The sequence below is a fragment of the Rufibacter psychrotolerans genome (assembly GCF_016924645.1).
GTDB classification, from domain to species: domain Bacteria; phylum Bacteroidota; class Bacteroidia; order Cytophagales; family Hymenobacteraceae; genus Nibribacter; species Nibribacter psychrotolerans.
Genome location: NZ_JAFFJV010000023.1, coordinates 12,156 through 32,158, shown reverse-complemented (window position 1 = coordinate 32,158; position 20,003 = coordinate 12,156). Strand labels below are relative to the sequence as shown.

The following is a 20,003-nucleotide window of genomic DNA, read 5'->3' as shown; positions in this document are numbered from 1 at the left end:
TTTTAAATGGCTGTGAACTACCTGGATTTGGCATGATTCTCCAAAAACAAGCCAGAACCAAAAACTGAAATAATAAACCTACCTCTGGAAACATTCAACTGCACAAGCATGAAAAATATGGAAAACCACACCGAGAGCCTGCTAATTAGGAACGTTTCTAAAACCTATGCCAACGGCGTTCAGGCTTTGACGAACATTTCGCTGACCATTCCGCCCGGCATGTATGGTTTACTGGGGCCTAATGGGGCGGGCAAATCTACGCTCATGCGCACCTTGGCCACGCTGCAGGAGCCGGACCACGGGCAGATATTCTTGGGAGAGTTGGATGTGGTGAACCAGAAGGAGGAAGTGCGCCAGAGTCTCGGCTATTTGCCGCAGGATTTCGGGGTGTATCCCAAAGCCACCGCTGAGGAATTGCTGGATTACTTCGCGGTGCTCAAAGGCTTTACTAACCGGGCCTCCCGCAAGGAAGTGACCGAGGGACTGCTGAAACAAACCAACCTCTGGGACAAGCGCAAACAGAAACTGGGCGGCTACTCGGGCGGCATGCGGCAACGTTTCGGGGTGGCGGTGGCGCTGCTGGGCAATCCCAAACTCTTGATTGTGGACGAACCCACGGCCGGACTGGACCCCGCCGAGCGCATCCGGTTTTTGAATTTGCTAAGTGAGTTGGGCGAGAACAGTGTGGTGATTCTCTCCACGCACATCGTGGAAGATGTGTCTGAACTGTGCACCAACCTGGCTATCATTAACAAAGGCAGAATTCTGCTGGAGGCACAGACGCACGAGGCGGTGGCTTCGTTGAGAGGGAAGGTATGGCGCACGCTCATTGAGAAAAATAAGTTATCTGCCATAGCACAGGAGCACCAGGTCATTTCTGCCAAGTCCCTGGGTGGGCGCACCTTGGTGCACGTGTATAGTCCGGTTGAACCCGGCAACAGTTTTGAGCCCGTAGCCCCAGATCTGGAAGATGTGTACTTCAGCGCCATGACCGGGGTGCAGGGGCAACACGCAACGCTGAAAGAAGTGGAGGAGGTGCAGCCATGAAGTTCCGGAAGATTTTTCACCTGGAGTTTACCTACCAACTCAGGCAGGTGTCTACGTGGGGGTACTTTGCGGTCGTGTTCGTGCTGGCGTACCTCTTCCTCACGGCCAACTACGCTTCTGATGCGCGGGAAGGGTATGTCCTGCTGAATGCGCCCATTGTTATTGCGGCTGTCACTGTTTTATGCTGCGTTTTCTGGCTGTTGATGAGCGGGGCAGTAGCGGGCGATGCGGCGGCGAGAGATGTGCAGACGGGCATGTTCTCCCTCACCTACACCTCGCCCGCCAGCAAAAGGAACTACCTGGGCGGGCGGTTTCTGGCAGCCTTTCTGCTCAACGTGCTCGTCCTGCTGGGCATTCCGGCGGGTATCTTCCTAACTATTTATTGCACTGGCATAGAGGCCGAAATCTTAGGTCCGTTCCGGCTATCGGCCTACCTCAGTTCCTACTTCTATCTGGTGTTGCCCAACGCTTTTATCGCCACAGCTATCCAGTTTTCTATGGCGGCCCTTACCCGCAAAGCCATGGCCAGTTATCTGGGTGGTATTCTCCTTTTTGTGGCGGCCTACGGGGTGGGGCAGGGGTTGGGCGTTATAAAGGGCCCCGTAGATTGGGGAACGCTCGTGGATCCCATGGGTTTTACGCCAGTACTAAGCCATTTAAGCCTTGAATGGAGCCCTCTGGAGGCGAATACACGCCTTCTTACCTTGGAGGGAGCCTTTCTGGCAAACCGTATTCTATGGTTAGGCTTGGCGATGGGTATGCTGGTGCTCATCTATTTCCGTTTTCAGTTCATTTTACCGGAAACAGGCCAAAAACGGAAACAGACCCTTCAGCCAACTACTACAAAAGCTGCACTGCCGTGGCTGACCTGGGAAAGAGCAGAATCGTTGCCGCAGGGGCGGGGAAGCTTCGGTTTCAAAACCCACCTGCACCAGTTGAAGCTTCTCACTTCAAACTCCTTCTGGGCACTGGCAAAAGGCAAGTCCGGGTTGCTGCTGTTGGGTTTTATTGCGCTGGTGGTAGGTCTGGCGATGCCCGGAAATCTAAAGAACAAGGGCGTTCCTATGCTGCCCAGAACCGACCAAGTGTTAACGATTCTGGCGGCTCCCTTCACCGAGCCCGGAAAGTTCTGGATGGTTATTTTCCTGCTCGTCATTTTCTACGCCGGCGAGTTGGTTTGGCGCGAACGGGAAAGCGGCCTCCACCAGCTTTCTAATGCGGCACCGGTGCCCGAATGGGTGCTTTTCCTGAGCAAGTATGTATCGCTGAGTTTCATGCTAGTGGCCAGCCTCGTTTTCCTGCTGTTTTCCGGAATTCTGGCCCAAATCAGCATCGGCGGAGCCGAGGTGGAGGTAGGCCTGTACCTGAAAGTGCTCTTCGGGTTTCAGTTAATAGAATGCCTGCTCTTTGCCCTGCTGGCGCTGGTAGTGCACGTGATGGTCAACCAAAAGTACCTGGGGCATTTGGTGATGCTACTTGTTTTTGGTCTCCTGATGTATGCCCCGAGTCTGGGGCTAGAACACAAGCTCCTGGTATTCGGGTCTAGCCCCAAATGGTCATATACCAGCATGGGCGGTTTTGGCCCATCGGTGGCGCCTTGGCTGTGGTTTAAAGCCTATTGGGTAGCGTGGGCGCTGCTGCTGGCGGTAGTGGCAAGGTTGTTTTGGGTACGTGGCCAGGAACAAAGTGTAAAGGCGCGGCTGCAGTTGGCCCGTCGTCGCTTTACCCGCACCACGGCGGTGACCACGGCCGTAGCGGTAGAAGGGATTCTCCTGTTGGGCGGCTATATCTTCTATAACACCAACGTGCGGCATGACTACCTCAACTCCTCCGCCTTAGAGGCGCAACGGGCGGCTTATGAGCATCGCTATAAGCTATACCAGAACATGCCCCAGCCTTTGCTCACCGGTGTAAACCTGCAGGTAGAAATGTACCCTTCCCAGCGGAAGGTGGAGATTGCGGGCACTTACCTGCTGGTGAATAAGAGCCAGGTGCCCATTGACTCGGTGCATCTGGCGCCGGGGACGGGCGTTGAAACAACATCGGTTCACATTGACCGACCCGCCAGGGAGGTGCTCTTGGATGAGGAGCTCGGCTTCCGTATGTACGCCCTGGCAAAACCCCTTCACCCCGGCGATTCGCTGCGCCTCCGCTTTCAGGTAACCTATAATTCCCAGGGTTTTACCAATAACGGAGCCGATGCGCAGGTGCGGGAAAATGGAACCTACTTCCGGAATATGGAGTGGCTTCCAGTCATCGGGTACCAGCCCTACCGGGAACTGGATGAGGCTGCCGCCCGAAAACAATATGGTTTGGCACCCCGGCCCGCCACCGCCTCGCTTTACGATGTGGCCGCCCGACGGTATGCCACTTTTCCCGAGCGAATCAGCTTTGAAGCCACTGTAGGTACCGAAGCCAACCAGCATGTAGTGGCACCGGGCACTTTGCGCCGAACCTGGACCAAAGACGGCCGCCGCTACTTCCATTACGCCACAGAGGCGCCAATCCGGAATGAATATGCCTTTTTTTCGGCAAACTACGCAGTGCAGGAGGGGAAATGGCGAAACCCATCGGCTGGTTCGGGGCAGGAGGTCTCCATCCAGATTTACTATCCGCCGGGGCTTACAAAGAACCCCGAGCGGATGGTCAAGAGCGCAATTGCTTCGCTGGACTACTACACGAAGCAGTTTGGGACCTACCCGCACCGTCAGCTTCGGTTTGTGGCGCATCCCGGGTACAGTTTCGGGAACCACGCCGCGCCCATCAATATTACAGCGGAGGAAAGCTTTTTCCTCCTGAACCCGGAGGCGGATGAGCGTGGCTTTGACCTGGTGACGGCCGTGGTGGCGCACGAGGTAGCGCACCAGTGGTGGGGAAACCAGCTCAAGCAAGCCTATGTAGAGGGAGCCGGCCTGATTTCCGAGAGCCTTGCCTGGTACTCGGCCATGGGCGTGCTGGAAGCAGCTTACGGGCCAGCGCACAAGAAAAAGCTGTTAAATTTCTTGATGGAGGAGTACGAGAACCCGCAGACGAAAGCTGCCTTGCCGCTCCTGCACGCCGACGATTGGTATCAAAGTTACCGCAAAGGCCCCATGGCGCTGTATGCGCTGAGCCAGTACATCGGTAAAGACAAGGTAAACGGGGCGCTCCGAGGCTTGCTTCAAAAGCATCCCCCAGGCAAAGTTCCGTTCGCCACTTCGCTTGACCTCTATCAGAAACTGCAAGCGGCCACCCCAGACTCGCTCCAGTACCTGCTCCACGACCTCTTCAAGGCCAACACCTTCTGGGACCTTAAGGCAAACCAAATTACTGTGAAGCAGACCAAAGCAGGCACTTGGCAGGTGAGCTTCCACGTACAAGCCCGCAAAACGGTGGTAAGCGAAGCCGGGTTGGAGAAGGAAGTTCCTTTAAAGGATTGGATGGAAGTAGGAATTTACGCTCCTGCCAAACCAGGGGAGGAACTAGGCAAACCGCTTTACCTGCAGAAGCATTTCATTCATTCTAAACAGCAGACCATCACGGTGACAGTGCCAGACAAGCCCTCACAAGTGGGTATAGACCCCAATCACCTGCTGATTGACTGGAACCTGAAGGATAATGTAATAGAACTGTAGCGTCGTTACCCTGTAACGACGTGTCTCCATGCAACAAAAACGGCTCTTCTTGAACATTCCGTTTTCCTGGGCAAAAATGTTAGTTTCAGTTGCAGGGAGCGGCATAAGAGGGAGGTATGGTTGGTGCTGCGAACAACCACGTCGTTACAGGGTAACGACGCTACAGTTCTGGTTATGGGCTTATTTTAGAAAAGGAGGCTGAAAACAGGAGGACAGTCTTTTCGTTTATTCTTCCATGTCAAAATATGATGCTTTCAGCAAAAACGCCCGTCGCCTGAGGGGCTATGATTACCGGCTTGGAGGTTTGTATTTCATCACCATTTGTACGCAAGACCGCTTTCCATATTTTGGCGAGGTGGTGAACGGGGAGATGGTTTTGTCTGATGAGGGGCAGATTGCCCATGATTATTGGCTTGACCTGCCAAAGCATATACCTCCCGTATTTTTGGGCGAATTTGTGGTGATGCCGAACCATGTGCATGCAATAATTGGGCTGGAGGCTGAATCCATTTTGAGGAACGAGTTGTTAATATTGCCCAATAAACCTGCTACCAGCAAAAACGAGTTTATGGCCAAATTAGCCCCGAAGGCAGGTTCCATTTCTCATGTGATTGGCTTATACAAATCTACCTGCACCAAAATGATCAGGAGCGTGAGCACCGAACCGTTCGGGTGGCAACCCCGATTCCATGACTGCATTATCAGGAATCAACGAGAGTTGATTCTCATCGAAGATTATATCTTAAACAACCCATCCAAATGGCAAGAGGATCGGTTCTATAAACCTTGAACCGGAGAATAACCAAATGCAGCGTCGTTACCCTGTAACGACGTGGTTCCATGAAACAAGCCTGGTGATCTAGGATTAAGCCTTTCTCCTGGGCATTGATAAAAGAGCTCATCTGCTAAGGCGGTTCAAGCAGATAGAAACGGTAACCGGTGCGTAGCACCACGTCGTTACAGGGTAACGACGCTACAAATCCTATGATAAACAAAAAAAGCCTTGCAAACTTTCGTTTACAAGGCTTTGGGAGTACCCAGGGCCGGAGTCGAACCGGCACATCCGTGAAGATATTGGTGTTTGAGACCAACGCGTCTACCGATTCCGCCACCTGGGCAAGTACTCTTTCGGTAGAACCTGGTAAACGGTGCGTTTCCGCGGTGCTTATCAGGAATGTGGTGCAAACTTAGCCAATGAATCCTGAATACGCAAGAGGTACCGGCGCTTCAAATAATAATTTTTTACCTGCTTCAGGGCTTCGGACTGAGCCTCAGGGGGTAGCGTTGGATACTTTTCCAGTACCGGCCAGATCTCGGCTTTCAGTTCGCCCTCCAGTTGCATGGTTTGGTCAGAGACAATCTTGTACTGCAGCGGATCCGGGTCCATCTCCAGCTCCATCAGCTGTTCGTTCAACTCCATCACCTCCATCAGAAAGTTCTGGGGCAGGTCATTGTCACCGCCTTCTTCCAGCAGGCCGTGCTGCTCCAGAATGTACTGCATGCGGCGGTCAAAGTGGGAGAGCGTGCGGTAGGCGTTGGTGTTGAGGGTAGACTTCTCCAGTATCTCCTGCTGCTTTTCTTGTGACTCCAGCGTGTAGAAGTCGGGGTGGAACTCGCGGCTCAGGGCGTAGTATTTGGTCTGGATGGCTTTCTCATCGGGCAGAAAGCTTTCCGGTATTTCATAGAATTGGAAGTAGTTCATGGGCTACCTGGGTTAGGATGCGTGTTTAAGGGCAAGGCTCATCAAAGCCGTGCTGGGTAAAATTACTTCTTTCCCGCTGAATTGTTTTGTTTTAGGGATGATCTGGTAAAAACAGCCTTGAAACAGAAGGAGCAACGGGGATAGCAGATTGGTTCCTAATTGCTTGTAAAAGCAAACGGCCGGGGCAGCGCCCCGGCCGTTTGCGGATCTATGGAAAGGGAGTTTGTTCTGTTATTAGAACGTACTCCTCGTTATTTCTGCAGCAGGACGGCCGCCTGGGTATTGCCTTGTTGCTGCGCCAGCGCCAGGGCAGTGAGTCCGCGCTGGTCTTTGAGCGAGGCATCGGCGCCGTGCTGAAGCAGCAGTTGCACCAGGTCATTCCGCCCGAACATGGTGGCGAACATCAGGGCGGTACCGCCGTTTCCGTTCTGCAGGTTCAGGTTGGCTTTGTGGTCAATCAGGAGTTGGGCAATGGCAAGGTGGCCTTTGAACGCGGCTCCCATGAGGGCGGTGTTGCCGGTCAGGTCCTGGTGGTTCACGTTGGCCCCGGCTTTGAGCAGGGCAGCGGCAGTTTCCGGCTGACCGTTGTACACGGACAGGATCAGGGGCGTGAAGCCTTTGGCATCGGTGGCGTTCACATCGGCTTTGGACTGAATCAGTTGCTGAATAGCGGCCACGTTGCCGGTTCTGGCGGCGGAGAACAGATCTGCGCTCTGCGCGAATAGGGTGGCGGGTAAAAAGAAGAAAGCTAATTTTAATAAAAGGGTTTTCATGAGTATGGACTATTGGGTCTTATCAGTTTAGGGAAATGGAATGGATGCTGGGGTAGCGTTTAAAGGCGTGAAAGGCTTTTTGGGTCGTTTTCTGCGAAACAGGGGTAAACTGGGTTACAAGTTGGTGGAGGCAGGCAATCCAGGAGGCATTGTCGTTGAGGCTTTCCACCAGTTGCCAGTGGGGGCCGCCCAGCTCCTCAAACAGCTCTTTGTATTCCCCGCCCACTTCAATGGTGGTTTCCAGGCAATCGGCGATGAAGGAAGGCGCAAACACCAGCACTTTTTTGGTGCCAACGGCGGCTAACTTACGGATCACGTCCTCGGTGTAGGGCTGAATCCAAGGATCTTTGCCCAACCGGGACTGGAAACAGACGGTGTATCGGTCTTCTGGAATGCCTAGCTCCAAGGCAATGGCTCGGCTGGTGGCGTAGCACTGTGCCCGGTAGCAGAACTGGTTGCCTTCGTGCAGCGAATGCTGGCAATGGGCCTCTTCGCAGCTTTTGAATTGCTCGTCTTTGTGCAGTTGCCGCTCGGGCAGGCCGTGGTAAGTGAACACCACGTGGTCGTACGTTTGTTGGTCCAGGTGTTTTTGGCCTAGTTTCGCGAAAGCCCTTATAAACTGCGGATGCTCCCAGAACTGGTTCACAAACCGGATCTGGGGCAGAACGGTCCAGTCTTTCACCGTCTCCATCACCTTCTGGTACACCGATCCGGTAGTGGCCGAGGCGTACTGCGGGTACAGCGGCACTACCACCAGCGAAGTAATGCCCAAGGCTTTGAACTCGGCCAGCGCACTTTCAATAGAAGGGTTCTGGTAGCGCATGGCCAGCTTTACCACGTAACTTTTCCCCAGCGAAGCCTGCAGCATATGCACCGCGCGGTATCCGTATACTTTCAGCGGCGAGCCTTGAGAGGTCCAGAGCTGGCGGTACACCTTCGCGGATTTAGGAGCCCGAAACGGCGCGATCACCAGGTTCACCAAGGGCCAACGCTTCAGGAACGGAAGGTCAATAACCCGTTCATCCATCAGGAACTGCCGGAGGTATTTGCGCACATCGGCAACGGAAGGGCTGTCTGGGGTGCCTTGGTTCACTAACAAGACGCCGGTTTTGGTGATCAGAGACATGGGTATATGGGTTTAGGCAAGTTGGAATAACGTCTGCAAAGATTCCAGCAGCACTTGCCGGTTTGGGCCCTGGCTGGTTTTCAGGGTTTTGGCCGGACGGCGGAGCAGCTTTTGGAGGGCGGCTTCGGCCAGTGACTGGGAGAGTTGGGGGGTGGGGGTTTGGGAATGATTCTGGAGTTCAGCTTCCAGCACGGTGGCAAAGTAGCGCTTAAGTTCCTGAAGGGCTTGGGTCACGGGTACATCCTGCAACCAATCTTCAAAGGTGCCCACGTCTTCCCGAATGATTCTTATTACCTCCGCGATGGCGTCTTCGCGCACTTTCTGCACCGCCTGGGTTTTAGAGAGAAGTTCATCCATGTTTACCAGGGAAATGCCCGGCAGTTGCCCCACTTCCGCAGGAAAACTCAGCGGAACCGCCAAATCCAGCAACACGCGTCTTTTTTCCGGTAAGCTCTGGAAGCTCTGTAATGAGAGGACTTCGCCACCGCTCACGCAGGAAACGATCACGTCAAACGAAGCAATTTGTTCTGCGAATGCCGCAAACGGCAGCACGCTGGCTTTCACTTCTGAAGCCAGAGCTTCGGCTTTGGCAAGGGTTCGGTTGCTCAGGGTGATTTGGGTAAACCCGAACGAAGCGGCGTATCGGGCTACATCGGTGCCCAGTTGGCCGGTACCTATAATCAGCAGTTTCTTCTGGGCAAGTGTTTTGCGCGGGAAGAAATCAGTGACCCGCTCCAGCGCGGCGTAGCCCACCGAAGATGCTCCCAACCGGAAAGAAGTCTCGTTATGCACCCGTTTGTGGGTCTTGAACAAGGATTGAAACCCCTGTGCAAAAGCGGACTGGTCACCTGAAGGGCATGCGCCTGTTGGTAGCTGGCCTTTAATTGGCTGATGATCTGCCGGTCGCCCAGCACCTGGGAGCGTAGGCCTATGCCTACTTCCAGGAGGTACTGGAAAGTGTCTTGGCTCTGACGAATGTTTTTGAACAGTTTTTGATAAATCGCGCGGTTTTCAATCTTCTTGAAGGAGAGCAGTTCCTCCTGAATCAGGGTAGTAGGAGTGCCTTCAGACTCAAAGTACACCTCGGTGCGGTTGCAGGTGGTGACCACTACCAACCCAGTCACCAGATCCCTCTGCTTTAAAGACAGCATGAATAGGTCTGCTTCAGGCGCGGAAAGCTGGAGCGCCTCGCGGTAGGCCAGGGAAGCGTTTTCATGGGAAAGGGAGATCACCTGCAGAGTGTTCACGGGAATTTAGTTTTGGAGGTTGAAGCAAAGGAAGTAGGCAGGCCGGACAGAAACTGCCCGGCTTGACCCGGTATGTTTAGTAGAATTATTTCTGGGTAAGCGCCTGCACCTGGCTTTTCTCCAGTTTCAGGGCTTTGATCAGGCGGGTACCGTAATCGGCATCGGCCTGGTAGAAGTAATTCACCATTCTATTCACTATTTCTTTGTTTCGCACCTGGCTCAGGTCGCCGGCCAGGTTATTGATGAGGTGGTCTTTCTCCACTTTTGAAAGGGAGCGGTACAGATCGCCGGCCTGCTGGAAATTGTTCTGCTTGCCAATGGCCCGCTGCATGGTCTCGGCGTTGATTTTCTGGCTTGAGTAATTGAACTGGCTGTTGTCCACGAAGCTTGGCTGCGACGTGCTGGGCTGGTAGTTCACCTCTGACTTGGTGGTGCGGTTGCTCATGACCCCATTCTGGTTGAAGCTGTTCACTTCCACTTTGGGCGCGTTCACGGCAATGCGCTGGAAGTTTCCGCCCAGGCGGTAGCGTTGCGTATCAAAGTAAGAAAACACTCGGCCTTGCAACAGACGGTCCTCTGACGGCTCAATACCCGGTACCAGCGTGCCCGGCGCAAACGCGGCCTGCTCCACAGATTCAAAGAAGTTATCGGGTACCTTGTTCAAGGTCATCTTGCCAATTTTCTTGCTAGGTGCGATGCTCTCCGGCCAGATTTTGGTAGGGTCCAGCGGGTTGAAGTCAAACTTGTCCAAGTCTTCCGGTTTGATCATTTGCACCGACAGCTCCCAAGCCGGGAAGTTGCCTTTGTTGATCTCGGTGTACAGGTCCTGGGTGGCGTGGCTGTGGTTCTGGGCCTGTACCTGCGCGGCTTCGGCGCCGGTCAGGGTTTTCACGCCTTGTTGCGAGGTCCACTTGTATTTCACGTAGGTTACTTCGCCTTTGGCATTCACCCATTTGAAGGCGTGTACCCCATGACCATCCATCTGGCGGTAGTTAGCCGGAATGCCCAGGTCCTGGTACAGGTAGGTGAGCATGTTGGTGCTTTCCGGTACGTTAGACAGGAAATCGAACACGCGGTTGTTGTCCTGGCGGTTGTAAATAGGAGAGGGCTTGAACGAGTGCACCATGTCCGGGAACTTCATGGCGTCTCTAATGAAGAACACCGGCAGGTTGTTGCCTACCAGGTCATAGTTGCCTTGATCGGTGTAGAATTTCACGGCAAAACCGCGCGGGTCACGCAACGTTTCGGGCGAGCCTTGCTCGTGCACCACGGTAGAGAAGCGCACAAACACCGGCGTTTTCTTGCCTGGCGTGTTGAACAGAGAGGCTTTTGTGTAGGCCGAGAAGTCTGCGTAGTTCTCAAATTCCCCGAAGGCTCCGGCTCCGCGGGCGTGTACCACGCGCTCCGGGATGCGCTCACGGTCAAAGGAAGCGAGTTTCTCAATCAGGTGCACATCTTCCAGCAGCACCGGACCGTTCTCGCCGGCGGTTTTGGAGTTCTGGTTGTTGCCTACCGGAGCACCAGTGTTGGTGGTAAGCGGTTTCTGCGCAAAAACCAACTGGCTACTGGCCAAGAAGGTTAATAAGAGTAATGGTTTTCTAAGCATTTTGGGCTTGGTTAATGAATCAATGCCCCAAAGGTGCCGGGTTACTTATGATAGTTCAAATTGATATTATTTATACTATTATAGATTGTTGCTATAAAGTTGTGTGAGGGCTTGAGAGTCAGAAACTCAAGAAAAAGAGGTGAAGAGAAATTTTATAGATTGGGAGTGAAAAACGTTTCAGGGCTGATTTCCATAAATCAGCCCCGAAACGCAGTAGAAAGTTAACCTGACTGCTTGAAGTCAAGCATCTAAAATGAAAGCTAAATTGGTGAAGCCGTTTACAGGCTAAATCTAGGAAAACAGCTCTAAAACTTTAGCCTACAATTCAGCAGGCTTGAAAGAGAAAGTCTGCGCCGGCTCCGCGAACATGGCTTTGGTTGGTTTCCAGACACTCCCGAACAATTCTGATTTGCGGTAGTTGTTCAGGGCTTCGTCTGAGTCCCATTGGCTGTAGGTGCTGTAGACATGGGGGAGGTGGTAGTCCTGCAACAGCTCCAGGCTTCGGCACCCGGGAAACGCGCTGTTCTTGTCTCTGGAGGCCCTGAACAGGTCCAGAAAATCGGGTACCTTTTTCTCCCTGAACGTCATGCGCACCACTCGTATCAACATGGCCATTCCTTGAGCATTACGAAGTAAGATGTATGAGTTAAAAACCCTGCCGAGGGGCTCTTGCGGAAGTGGGTGAAAGTTGGAAAGGGTAACGGTTGATGCATCCGGTAAAGCGTTTCTTCATTCTTACTTCTAAATTCCTAAGCCGGGTCTCTGGCGAATCTGATTTCCACCGGCGAGTCAAAGTACATGCCCAGCAGCTCAGAGGCGTGGCCTTTGTTGATGCCAATGGTCAAGACATTCTGCCGGTTGAAGAGGGCCACGCAATCGCCTTCGTTGGTCTGGTTGTAACGGGTGCTGATTTTGTTTACCACCTCGCGGTTGAAGTGGATGGAGAACCGGCGGCCGTGCCCTATGGCGTCTACGCTGTCGCGCGTGATGTCGGTGATAAGGTTGCCGTAGTGGTCCACGTGCACCACGTGGCCAATGATGGAGTGGTCGTTGAGGCGAAGCTGGCGGTTGAGGAGCTGCACCATGCCGGTGGCCAGCTCCCCCAGCTCGGCCATGGTGGCGCCCTGCGCCAGGGCCACGGCGGCGGGCACCATGATGTCACGGGCCGGCGAGGAGGTGTCGGGCTGCTCGGGCAGGTCAATCAGCTGCTCGGGTTCGTTGTCAGTGAGCAGCGACAGCAGCCCGTTATCGGCGCAGACAAAGTAGTGCCCGTGGTGGCGGGCCACCTGGTACTTTCCGCTGCTGGTGCCGTGGGTGTCCACGCCAATGAGGTGCACCGTTCCTTGCGGAAAGTCCCGGTAAATGGCATTGATCACATGGTACCCGTGCGCAATATTGTACGGCTCAATGTGGTGCGAGATGTCTACAATGGTTTGTGCGGGGTTGATTGTCAGGATTTTAGCTTTAACGGCGGCCACGTAGTGGTCTGTGGTTCCAAAGTCTGACAAGAAGGTGAGAATTCCCATGGGAACGGCTGGTCAAAAGAACTTAATTATTTCTAGTTTTGTCTTATAACAAATCTACTATATTTTCAGTAGATTGGTTTTAAAACCACTTTAATAAACGGAAATAGCCTTTGGTAGAAAAAACGATAACCCTGGAGAATGTCTCTTTAATAGATTTCCTAGGTCTTGAGAATCAGAATATTAAGCAGCTGGCCGCCGCATTCCCCAGCAGCAAGATCATTTCACGCGGCAACGAGATTAAGATTCAGGGCCAGACCCCTGAGATCACCAAAATCCACGAAATCCTTTCTTCCCTGATTGAACATTATCACCAGTACGGGAAAATCACCGATAAGAGCGTGCACAAGTTCCTGACCGCTGATAACGATTTTGAGGATGACGTGGTCATTACCTCGCCCGATGTGATTGTCTACGGCAGCAAGGGCGGCGTGATCAAGGCCAAAACGCCCAGCCAGCAGAAGTTGGTGGAGGCCGTGGCCAAGAACGACCTGGTGTTTGCCCTGGGGCCGGCCGGTACCGGTAAAACCTTTATCTCGGTGGCCATGGCCGTGCGCGCGCTCAAGAACAAAGAGGTGAAGAAGATCATCATCTCGCGCCCCGTGGTGGAAGCCGGCGAAAGCCTGGGGTTCCTGCCCGGCGACATGAAGGACAAGGTAGACCCGTACCTGCGGCCCATCTATGACGCGCTGGAGGAGATGATTCCGGTGGAGAAATTGAAATATTACTATGAGAACAAAATCATAGAAATAGCTCCGCTGGCCTACATGCGCGGGCGTACCCTCAACAACGCCTTTGTGCTCCTGGACGAGGCCCAGAACACCACGCCCATGCAGATCAAGATGTTCATGACCCGGATGGGACCTACCTCCAAGGTGATGATCAACGGCGACCGCACGCAGATTGACTTGCCGCGCAACCAGAAATCGGGCTTGATTGAGGCCATGCACGTGCTCAAAGACGTAAAAGGCATTGGCTTTGTAGAGATGCAGGCCGAGGACGTGGTGCGTCACCGTTTGGTGAAGAGCATTGTGGCCGCCTATACCAAGCACGACGAGCAGAAGCAGAAGGAGCGTGAGGAACGGGAAAAGTCGGAGACCGATTTTCAGGATGCGCCCCGCCGCCGCCAGAACTTCCGCCGGTACGAGGACTAAGGAAACGGGCGTACATCAGCTCTAAAAGGGCTGGGAAGAGGGCTGCACACGCCTTTTCTTCCCAGCCCTTTTTTTAGTGCTTTTTTGGGAAACAGACCAGAAACGGCCGGCCTGTTTTGGGCTTTACCCTGCTTTTGCAGTGAGCACCTTTACATCTTTCAGGAACTGCTCCACGTGTTCCGGCGGCGTTGCCCACGAGGTAATGAGCCGGATGGCCGAGTGCCCTTCCGGCATCTTTTTCCACCGGAAGAACCCGTATTTTTGGTTCAGTTGGGTGATGATGTCGTCTGGTAAGATAGGGAAGATCTGGTTGGTTTCGGGTTGGGTCAGGAACGCGTAGCCCAGTTCCTGCAGTTGCGCGGCGATGCGCTGGGCCAGGGAGTTGGCGTGGCCCGCCAGTTCAAATATAAGGTTGTCGCGCAGCAATTCAGAAAACTGGATGCCAAACAATCGGCCTTTCGCCAGCAGGGCGCCCCGCTGTTTAATGTAGTATTTAAAGTCTTTCTGCAGGCTTTCATTGGCAATCACAATGGCTTCCCCAATCAGGCCGCCGCATTTGGTGGCTCCCAGGTAAAACACATCCGTGAGGGAGGCCAGGTCGGCTAAGGTGAGGTCATTGCCGGGGGCAGCCAGGGCCATGGCAAGCCGGGCGCCGTCCATGAACAGCAGCAGGTGGTTCTCCTGGCAGAAGTGGTACAGCTCCGTGAGTTCCTGCTTTTTGTAGATGGTGCCAATCTCGGTGGAGTTGGAGATGTACACCACCCGGGGCTTTACGGTATGGTACTCGGGGAACTTGTTGATGAGGGCCACCAGGTCCTGCGGGCGCAGCTTGCCGTCTGCAGTGGGCACGGTCTCAATCTTGTGGCCCGTTGCCTCAATGGCGCCGGCCTCGTGCTGGTTGATGTGCGCGGTCTCGGCGGCAATCACCGACTCGTAGGACTTCAGCAGGGCGCCCAGCACAATGAGGTTGGCCAGGGTACCGCCGGCCACTAGGTGCACGTCTACGGCTGGTTTTCCGCACAACTGCCGTAGGGTCGCTACCGCCTCCTGGGTGAACTCGTCATGGCCGTAACCCGGCTGCTGCGATACGTTGGTCTGGGTCAGTTTCTGAAGGATGGACGGGTGGCAGCCCTCGCTGTAATCATTGGTGAAGTTATAGAGCATGGTTTTGGTTCTGCTAGCATGAACGTTTGCCCAAAGATACAACTCCACAAAAATCACCCACGGTACTGGCCAGAAAACTATGGCGGCCCTGCCGGAGCGTTTGCCGGTTTTTCTTTGCTGCCCGACGGTACGCAGCCATCGGTTTTGCAAGGAGTTGACTTTTAACAGGACAGCTTTATCTTTTTCTGGAACAATCCGTTCTTTCTGATGGGGCTTGCCCCCGCACCTGCCTTCCACCTTACCCGATGTACTGAATGGCTGACGTAAAATTGACCGGCTCAATGCGTCTCTTGCTGGCCCTGGTGGCCGGAATCCTGCTGTACCATTCCCTGGGCTTCCGGTTTCCCTATGCCGCGCAGGGTGCCGCTGGTTTGGTCTTCCTGTTCCTGGGCGGCTGGTGGTGGGCGAAAAAAAGGCCCCTGGCCCGCAACCGGGCAAGGGCCGGCGCTCTGGGAGTTCTCTGTGTAGTGGGGTTGGCGTTTTGGGCCACTTTTCAGAAAAACAGGCCCGAAGCGCTGCCGGTACCCGCGGCAACCGTCACCCACTACAAAATCACCCTGGTGAAAGCGGTGGCGTTGAAGCCTACTTCAGTTAGTTCGGTGGGCAGGTTGGAGGCCGTGCAGGCCCACGGAAAATGGTACCCGGCCCGGGGGCAGGTAGCGGTTTTCTTTCCGCACTCGCCCAAAGCCGATTCGTTGCGATATGGGGCCCAGTTGCTGGTGAAAGGAGCTTTGCAACCTCCCGCCCGGCCCGCCAACCCGTTCCAGTTTGGCTACCGGCGCTTCCTTGCCCTCCGGCACATCCAGTGGCAGGCGTACCTGCCCGAAGCCACCTGGCTGCTGATGGGCCACGCGCCGCCCAGTACGGTCACCGCCCTTAGCCTGCACGTGAGAAAAAGGCTGGAAAAAGCCTTCAGGGAGCACCTGGCCGCGCCCCGCGAACTCACCATTGCCCATGCGCTGGTGTTGGGAGTGCAGGATGATCTGGATGCCGCCCTGCGCAACGCCTACGCCCGCACCGGCACCGTGCACGTGCTGGCGGTGAGCGGCCTGCACGTGGGCTTGCTGTACGGCGTGCTGCTGTTCCTGCTGCAGCCCCTGCGGCGCGACCGCACCAGCCGGTTGGTGGTGTTCCTGGTGATTGTGGGCGTGGTCTGGTTCTACGCGTTTGTGACGGGCTTGTCGGCCTCGGTGCTGCGCTCGGTGTGCATGTTCTCGCTGGTGGAGCTAGGCCGGTTGATCCAGCGTAAATCCTCTATCCTGAACACGCTGGCCGTGGTAGCCCTGGTGTTGCTGGTGTATGAGCCCAACTTTCTGTTTGACGTGGGTTTCCAGCTTTCCTTTCTGGCCGTGGCGGGCATTGTGCTGCTGCAGCCTTTGTTCCTGCAACTCTGGAACCCGGAGCAGAAACTGGTGCGGATCATCTGGGAGTTGCTGGCTATCTCGGTGGCGGCGCAACTGGCTACTTTTCCGCTGAGTCTGTACTACTTCCATCAGTTTCCGGTGTACTTCTGGGTGGCCAACCTGGTGGCGGTGCCGCTTTCGTCTTTGGCGCTTTACCTGGGCGTGGCGTTCATGATGCTGTTCTGGCTGCCGGTGGTCAATGGCATGGTGGGCCAACTGCTGGAGTGGACCCTCTGGCTCTTGAACGAACTGTTGCTGTGGCTGGAACGCTGGCCCCACGCGGTGCTGGAGGGGTTTGTGGTCACGCCCGGGCAAGTGCTGGCCCTTTACCTGTTCCTGATTGCGGTGGTGGTGTTCCTGGTCCGGAAAAAGTTGGTTTGGCTGGCCGCCTCGGTGCTGTGCCTGGCTTTTATCTCCGGCACCGAGCTCGCCGAAGCCTTTTACCAGCGCCACACCCGGGAACTGGTGCTCCACAGCGTGCGGCGGAGCAGCGCGGTCAGTCTGGTGCAGGGTAGGCAAGTGATTTTCTCCGCCGATTCAGCTTTTTACGCCCAACCGCAGTTATTTTCGTACCAGGTGCAGCCCTATTGGTGGGCGAAAGGCGTTCGCGCCCAAAACCGTTTTGGGGCAGATTTTACCCAAACAGGCCTAAAACAAGAGATGCCATTCACCGTCACGCCCGAAGGAAACCAACTGCTGGTCTGGCAGGGCAAGAAACTACTTTGGCTCAGGCGTTTGCCCCGGGGTATTATCAATCCAGTAGTACTGGATGCCGTGGTGTTACAACACAACGTATGGGCGCCGGCAGATAGACTGAAAAAAGTGGTAACCACCCGATCTGTAGTCCTGGACCAGACCAATTCGCGCCGCTACACCGCCAGAAAAGCCGCTGAACTCAGGTCCGCCGGTTACCGGGTGCACGTGCTGGAAGAGGAGGGCGCCTGGCGGATGAAGCTGCGGTAACCGGGCCGGTTCTGGGGCCTTTTCATGGGTTTCTGGCCGGTTTTCTGTACTTTTAAGTTAGAATGACCGTTTGGTTGATGAACTTAAACACCTGTCAGGAATGCCCAAGGTCAAAGAAACGTTCTCTCTCCAATCCATCCGGGGTAAGATAATTGCCGCGGTGCTGTTGGGGGTCCTGGCGGTGGCCATGTCCTGGTCCATCACGCACAAAGGCTTCAACAACATCCTGCAAACCGTGGCAGATGTCTCGGCGCCCAATGAGAAACTGCGCACCGTTAATTCGCTGTTTCAGAGCCTCGCCCAGCTAGACCAACTCCAACGGGCGCACGCCACGCGTACCCCCACGCAGCCTCAGAACCGCTCAAAAGCCAAGATAAAGCAACTGCAGCTCACGCTGGATTCCCTGCGGGGCTACTGCGCCGGCAACCCCCAGCAACTGCGCCTGCTGGATTCCATGGAAATCAAGCTGCTGCAGCGCGAGAAGCTCTACAACGGCTACATGAAGCTGCGCACCGATATGAATCGCAACGAGGCCCTTTCCCGCCGGATTGCGGCTATTTCCCAGGAGATCGCCAAGAGCAAACCGCAGATTGACAGCACCGTGGTCACCGCCCGCAAGAAAATCACCACCACTACCATCTGGCCCCCCGGCAACGATTCCGCCGAAACCCCCAAGAAACACAAGCAATCCTTCTTCGGGCGTTTGTTTGGCGGCAGGAAAGAAGAGGAACTGCCCGCCGCTCTGAAGCAGGTGCAGGAAGAACTGCAGGTACAGGTAGATACCCTCACGGTGGCCCGGCAGGACAGCATTATCTGGCGGGTGGAAAAGATGATGCGCCGCGTTGAACGGGAGCACCACCAGCGCACTACCCAGCTCCTGAGCCGCGAGATGCAGTGGGTGACGGCCAACAGCCAGCTGCACAGCCAATTGCTGGGCATCCTGCGCACCATTGAGGCCGAGGAAGTGGCCGCCATGCAGCAGAACAACCGGGCCGCCAAGGAGCTGGTGAACGGCAGCATTGACCAGATTGACCATATCATGGTCCTGTTTTCGCTGGGCTCGGCGCTGTTCGTCTTCCTGATTTTCCTGGACATTTCGCGCAGCAACAGGTACCGCAAAGCGCTCATCGCCGCCAAAGAAGAGGCCGAGCAGTTGGGCCAGGTGAAGCAGCAGTTCCTGGCCAACATGAGCCACGAGATCCGCACGCCCTTGCAAGCCATTCTGGGGTTCTCTGAGCAGATCAGGACCCAGGAAAAACCTTCGCGTAAAGCCCTGGACGCCATTTACCAGTCCTCAGAGCACCTGCTGCACATTGTGAACGAGGTGTTGGATTACAGCCGCATCGTCTCGGGGAAATTCACGTTTGAGCAACGCCCCTTTGACATGCAACAACTGGTCACCGAAGTGGTGGAGACCATGCAGGTAGCCGCCCATCAGAAAGGGTTGCCACTGGAATTGGAATATGGGGTTCACGGAGGGCAACGCTACGCGGGAGATCCGTTCCGGCTGCGGCAGATGCTGTACAACCTCCTCAGCAACGCGATCAAATTCACCGATGCGGGCGGCGTCACCGTGTCTGTTTTTGCTGAGGATTTCCAAAAAGAGACCCATTTCAGGTTCCAGGTCAGCGACACGGGCGTGGGCATTCCAGTGGATAAACTGGAGGCTATTTTCCATTCCTTTGAGCAGGCGCATGACGCCGTGGGCCGCACCCGCGGCGGTACCGGGCTGGGGCTGAGCATCGTGAAAGCCCTGGCCGAGGGGCAAAACGGAACGGTGGAGGTGCAGAGCGCGCCGGGCAAAGGCTCGGTTTTCCAGCTTCAGCTGCCGTTTGCCAAAGCACCGCAGCCACAATCCGTGCCCACGCCCTTGCTGCTGCCAGACCAAGGCAAAGCGGTCCAGACCGGCAAAGTATTGGTGGTAGACGATGATGCGTTCATCCTGGAGTTGTGCGGGGCCATCCTGCGGAAACATGAAGTGGCCTGTACCTGCACGCATGACGCCGCCTCGGTGCTGCACCAGGAGTGGGATGAGGCCATTGGATTGGTGTTGCTGGACATCCGCATGCCCGGCATGAACGGGATGGACGTGTGCCGCGCCCTGCGGGAAAAGATCAGCGCAGACGTCCAGATTTTCGCGTTGACCGCCGAGGCTTTGCCCGAAGAAAGGGAATCTATCCTGGCCCAGGGCTTTGACGGATTGCTCATGAAGCCTTTCCGGGAGCAGGAATTGATGGCGGTGGTGCATGGCATTGCGGTTACGGGTCCAATGCCTGCGGGGGAAGCCCCGGTGGTGGGCGTAGAGCTTGACCTGAGCCCGCTCCGGCAGATGCTGGGCCACGACGAGGAAATGTTGAAAGCGGTACTGGCGCAGTTCATCACCGAGACCGGCCAGGACCTGGAGGGGCTGACGCGGTCACTTTCCGCACAACACCCTGCCGAAGTACAGGAGGCCCTGCACCGGCTCGCGGGCCGCACCGGGCAAGTGGGCGCCAAAAAGCTATCAGGTCAATTGCGGAAAGTAGAAACCTTACTGCGGGCACAGGAACCGCTCCAACTCCTGCAACCCGAGATCCTGCAACTGACCGAAGACGTGCTGCTCCTGAAAAAAATCATCCAGGAGAAAGCGGCCTCGGCGGAGGTATTGCTAGAAGAATAAACTTCAGTTTTAGGGCTCTTTT

Annotated in this window: 15 protein-coding genes and 1 tRNA gene; 6 read left to right on the top strand and 10 right to left on the bottom strand. The window is 55.2% G+C overall.

Annotated elements, in window-relative coordinates; all coding sequences use genetic code 11:
- The first annotated feature begins 117 nt into the window (after nucleotides 1-117).
- From JT718_RS18760 to JT718_RS18750, 3 genes are all read left to right on the top strand, one after another.
- On the top strand, nucleotides 118-1,047 hold the full coding sequence (locus tag JT718_RS18760) for an ABC transporter ATP-binding protein (RefSeq protein WP_205504381.1): 930 nt from the start codon (nucleotides 118-120) through the stop codon (nucleotides 1,045-1,047).
- Nucleotides 1,044-4,661 (top strand): ABC transporter permease/M1 family aminopeptidase, encoded by a 3,618-nt coding sequence (locus JT718_RS18755; RefSeq protein ID WP_205504332.1) that lies wholly within the window; start codon nucleotides 1,044-1,046, stop codon nucleotides 4,659-4,661. Before JT718_RS18760 ends, JT718_RS18755 begins: the two co-directional genes overlap by 4 nt.
- A 235-nt stretch (nucleotides 4,662-4,896) precedes the next feature.
- Nucleotides 4,897-5,451, top strand: a complete 555-nt coding sequence (locus JT718_RS18750) for a transposase (protein WP_205504331.1) — start codon at nucleotides 4,897-4,899, stop codon at nucleotides 5,449-5,451.
- Nucleotides 5,452-5,695: 244 nt separating this feature from the next.
- On the opposite strand, the gene JT718_RS18745 is transcribed toward JT718_RS18750, so the two are convergent.
- From JT718_RS18745 to JT718_RS18705, 9 genes are all read right to left on the bottom strand, one after another.
- Nucleotides 5,696-5,779, bottom strand: a tRNA-Leu gene (locus JT718_RS18745).
- Between the two features lie 50 nt (nucleotides 5,780-5,829).
- A complete protein-coding gene (locus JT718_RS18740) occupies nucleotides 5,830-6,363 on the bottom strand; it encodes an iron-sulfur cluster co-chaperone HscB C-terminal domain-containing protein (protein WP_205504330.1) in 534 nt (177 codons plus the stop codon).
- 251 nt (nucleotides 6,364-6,614) lie between these two features.
- Nucleotides 6,615-7,136, bottom strand: a complete 522-nt coding sequence (locus JT718_RS18735) for an ankyrin repeat domain-containing protein (protein WP_205504329.1) — start codon at nucleotides 7,134-7,136, stop codon at nucleotides 6,615-6,617.
- Between the two features lie 22 nt (nucleotides 7,137-7,158).
- Nucleotides 7,159-8,262 carry a ferrochelatase gene (hemH, locus tag JT718_RS18730; RefSeq protein ID WP_205504328.1) on the bottom strand — a complete coding sequence of 368 codons (1,104 nt, stop codon included), beginning with the start codon at nucleotides 8,260-8,262 and terminating at the stop codon, nucleotides 7,159-7,161.
- A gap of 12 nt (nucleotides 8,263-8,274) precedes the next feature.
- Nucleotides 8,275-9,030, bottom strand: coding sequence for a glutamyl-tRNA reductase (locus tag JT718_RS18725; protein ID WP_205504327.1), 756 nt, complete (start codon nucleotides 9,028-9,030; stop codon nucleotides 8,275-8,277).
- Nucleotides 8,943-9,509, bottom strand: a complete 567-nt coding sequence (locus JT718_RS18720; protein ID WP_205504326.1) for a glutamyl-tRNA reductase — start codon at nucleotides 9,507-9,509, stop codon at nucleotides 8,943-8,945. The genes JT718_RS18725 and JT718_RS18720 overlap by 88 nt, the downstream gene beginning before the upstream one ends.
- A gap of 85 nt (nucleotides 9,510-9,594) precedes the next feature.
- On the bottom strand, nucleotides 9,595-11,115 hold the full coding sequence (locus JT718_RS18715) for a catalase (RefSeq protein ID WP_205504325.1): 1,521 nt from the start codon (nucleotides 11,113-11,115) through the stop codon (nucleotides 9,595-9,597).
- Nucleotides 11,116-11,433: 318 nt separating this feature from the next.
- On the bottom strand, nucleotides 11,434-11,730 hold the full coding sequence (locus JT718_RS18710) for a putative quinol monooxygenase (RefSeq protein WP_317195530.1): 297 nt from the start codon (nucleotides 11,728-11,730) through the stop codon (nucleotides 11,434-11,436).
- A gap of 134 nt (nucleotides 11,731-11,864) precedes the next feature.
- A complete protein-coding gene (locus JT718_RS18705) occupies nucleotides 11,865-12,641 on the bottom strand; it encodes an SAM hydrolase/SAM-dependent halogenase family protein (RefSeq protein WP_205504324.1) in 777 nt (258 codons plus the stop codon).
- A 110-nt stretch (nucleotides 12,642-12,751) separates the two neighbouring features.
- Here JT718_RS18705 and JT718_RS18700 point away from each other — a divergent pair, with 110 nt between their 5' ends.
- Nucleotides 12,752-13,792, top strand: a complete 1,041-nt coding sequence (locus JT718_RS18700) for a PhoH family protein (RefSeq protein WP_205504323.1) — start codon at nucleotides 12,752-12,754, stop codon at nucleotides 13,790-13,792.
- A 123-nt stretch (nucleotides 13,793-13,915) separates the two neighbouring features.
- Here JT718_RS18700 and JT718_RS18695 read toward each other — a convergent pair whose 3' ends face one another.
- The gene (locus JT718_RS18695) at nucleotides 13,916-14,956 is read right to left on the bottom strand and encodes a threonine aldolase family protein (RefSeq protein ID WP_205504322.1); all 1,041 of its coding nucleotides are present in this window, start codon (nucleotides 14,954-14,956) and stop codon (nucleotides 13,916-13,918) included.
- A 254-nt stretch (nucleotides 14,957-15,210) separates the two neighbouring features.
- Here JT718_RS18695 and JT718_RS18690 point away from each other — a divergent pair, with 254 nt between their 5' ends.
- Complete coding sequence (locus JT718_RS18690) at nucleotides 15,211-17,322, top strand: ComEC/Rec2 family competence protein (RefSeq protein WP_205504321.1); 2,112 nt, start codon at nucleotides 15,211-15,213, stop codon at nucleotides 17,320-17,322.
- 100 nt (nucleotides 17,323-17,422) lie between these two features.
- Nucleotides 17,423-19,981 carry an ATP-binding protein gene (locus tag JT718_RS18685; protein ID WP_205504320.1) on the top strand — a complete coding sequence of 853 codons (2,559 nt, stop codon included), beginning with the start codon at nucleotides 17,423-17,425 and terminating at the stop codon, nucleotides 19,979-19,981.
- Nucleotides 19,982-20,003: the final 22 nt, after the last annotated feature.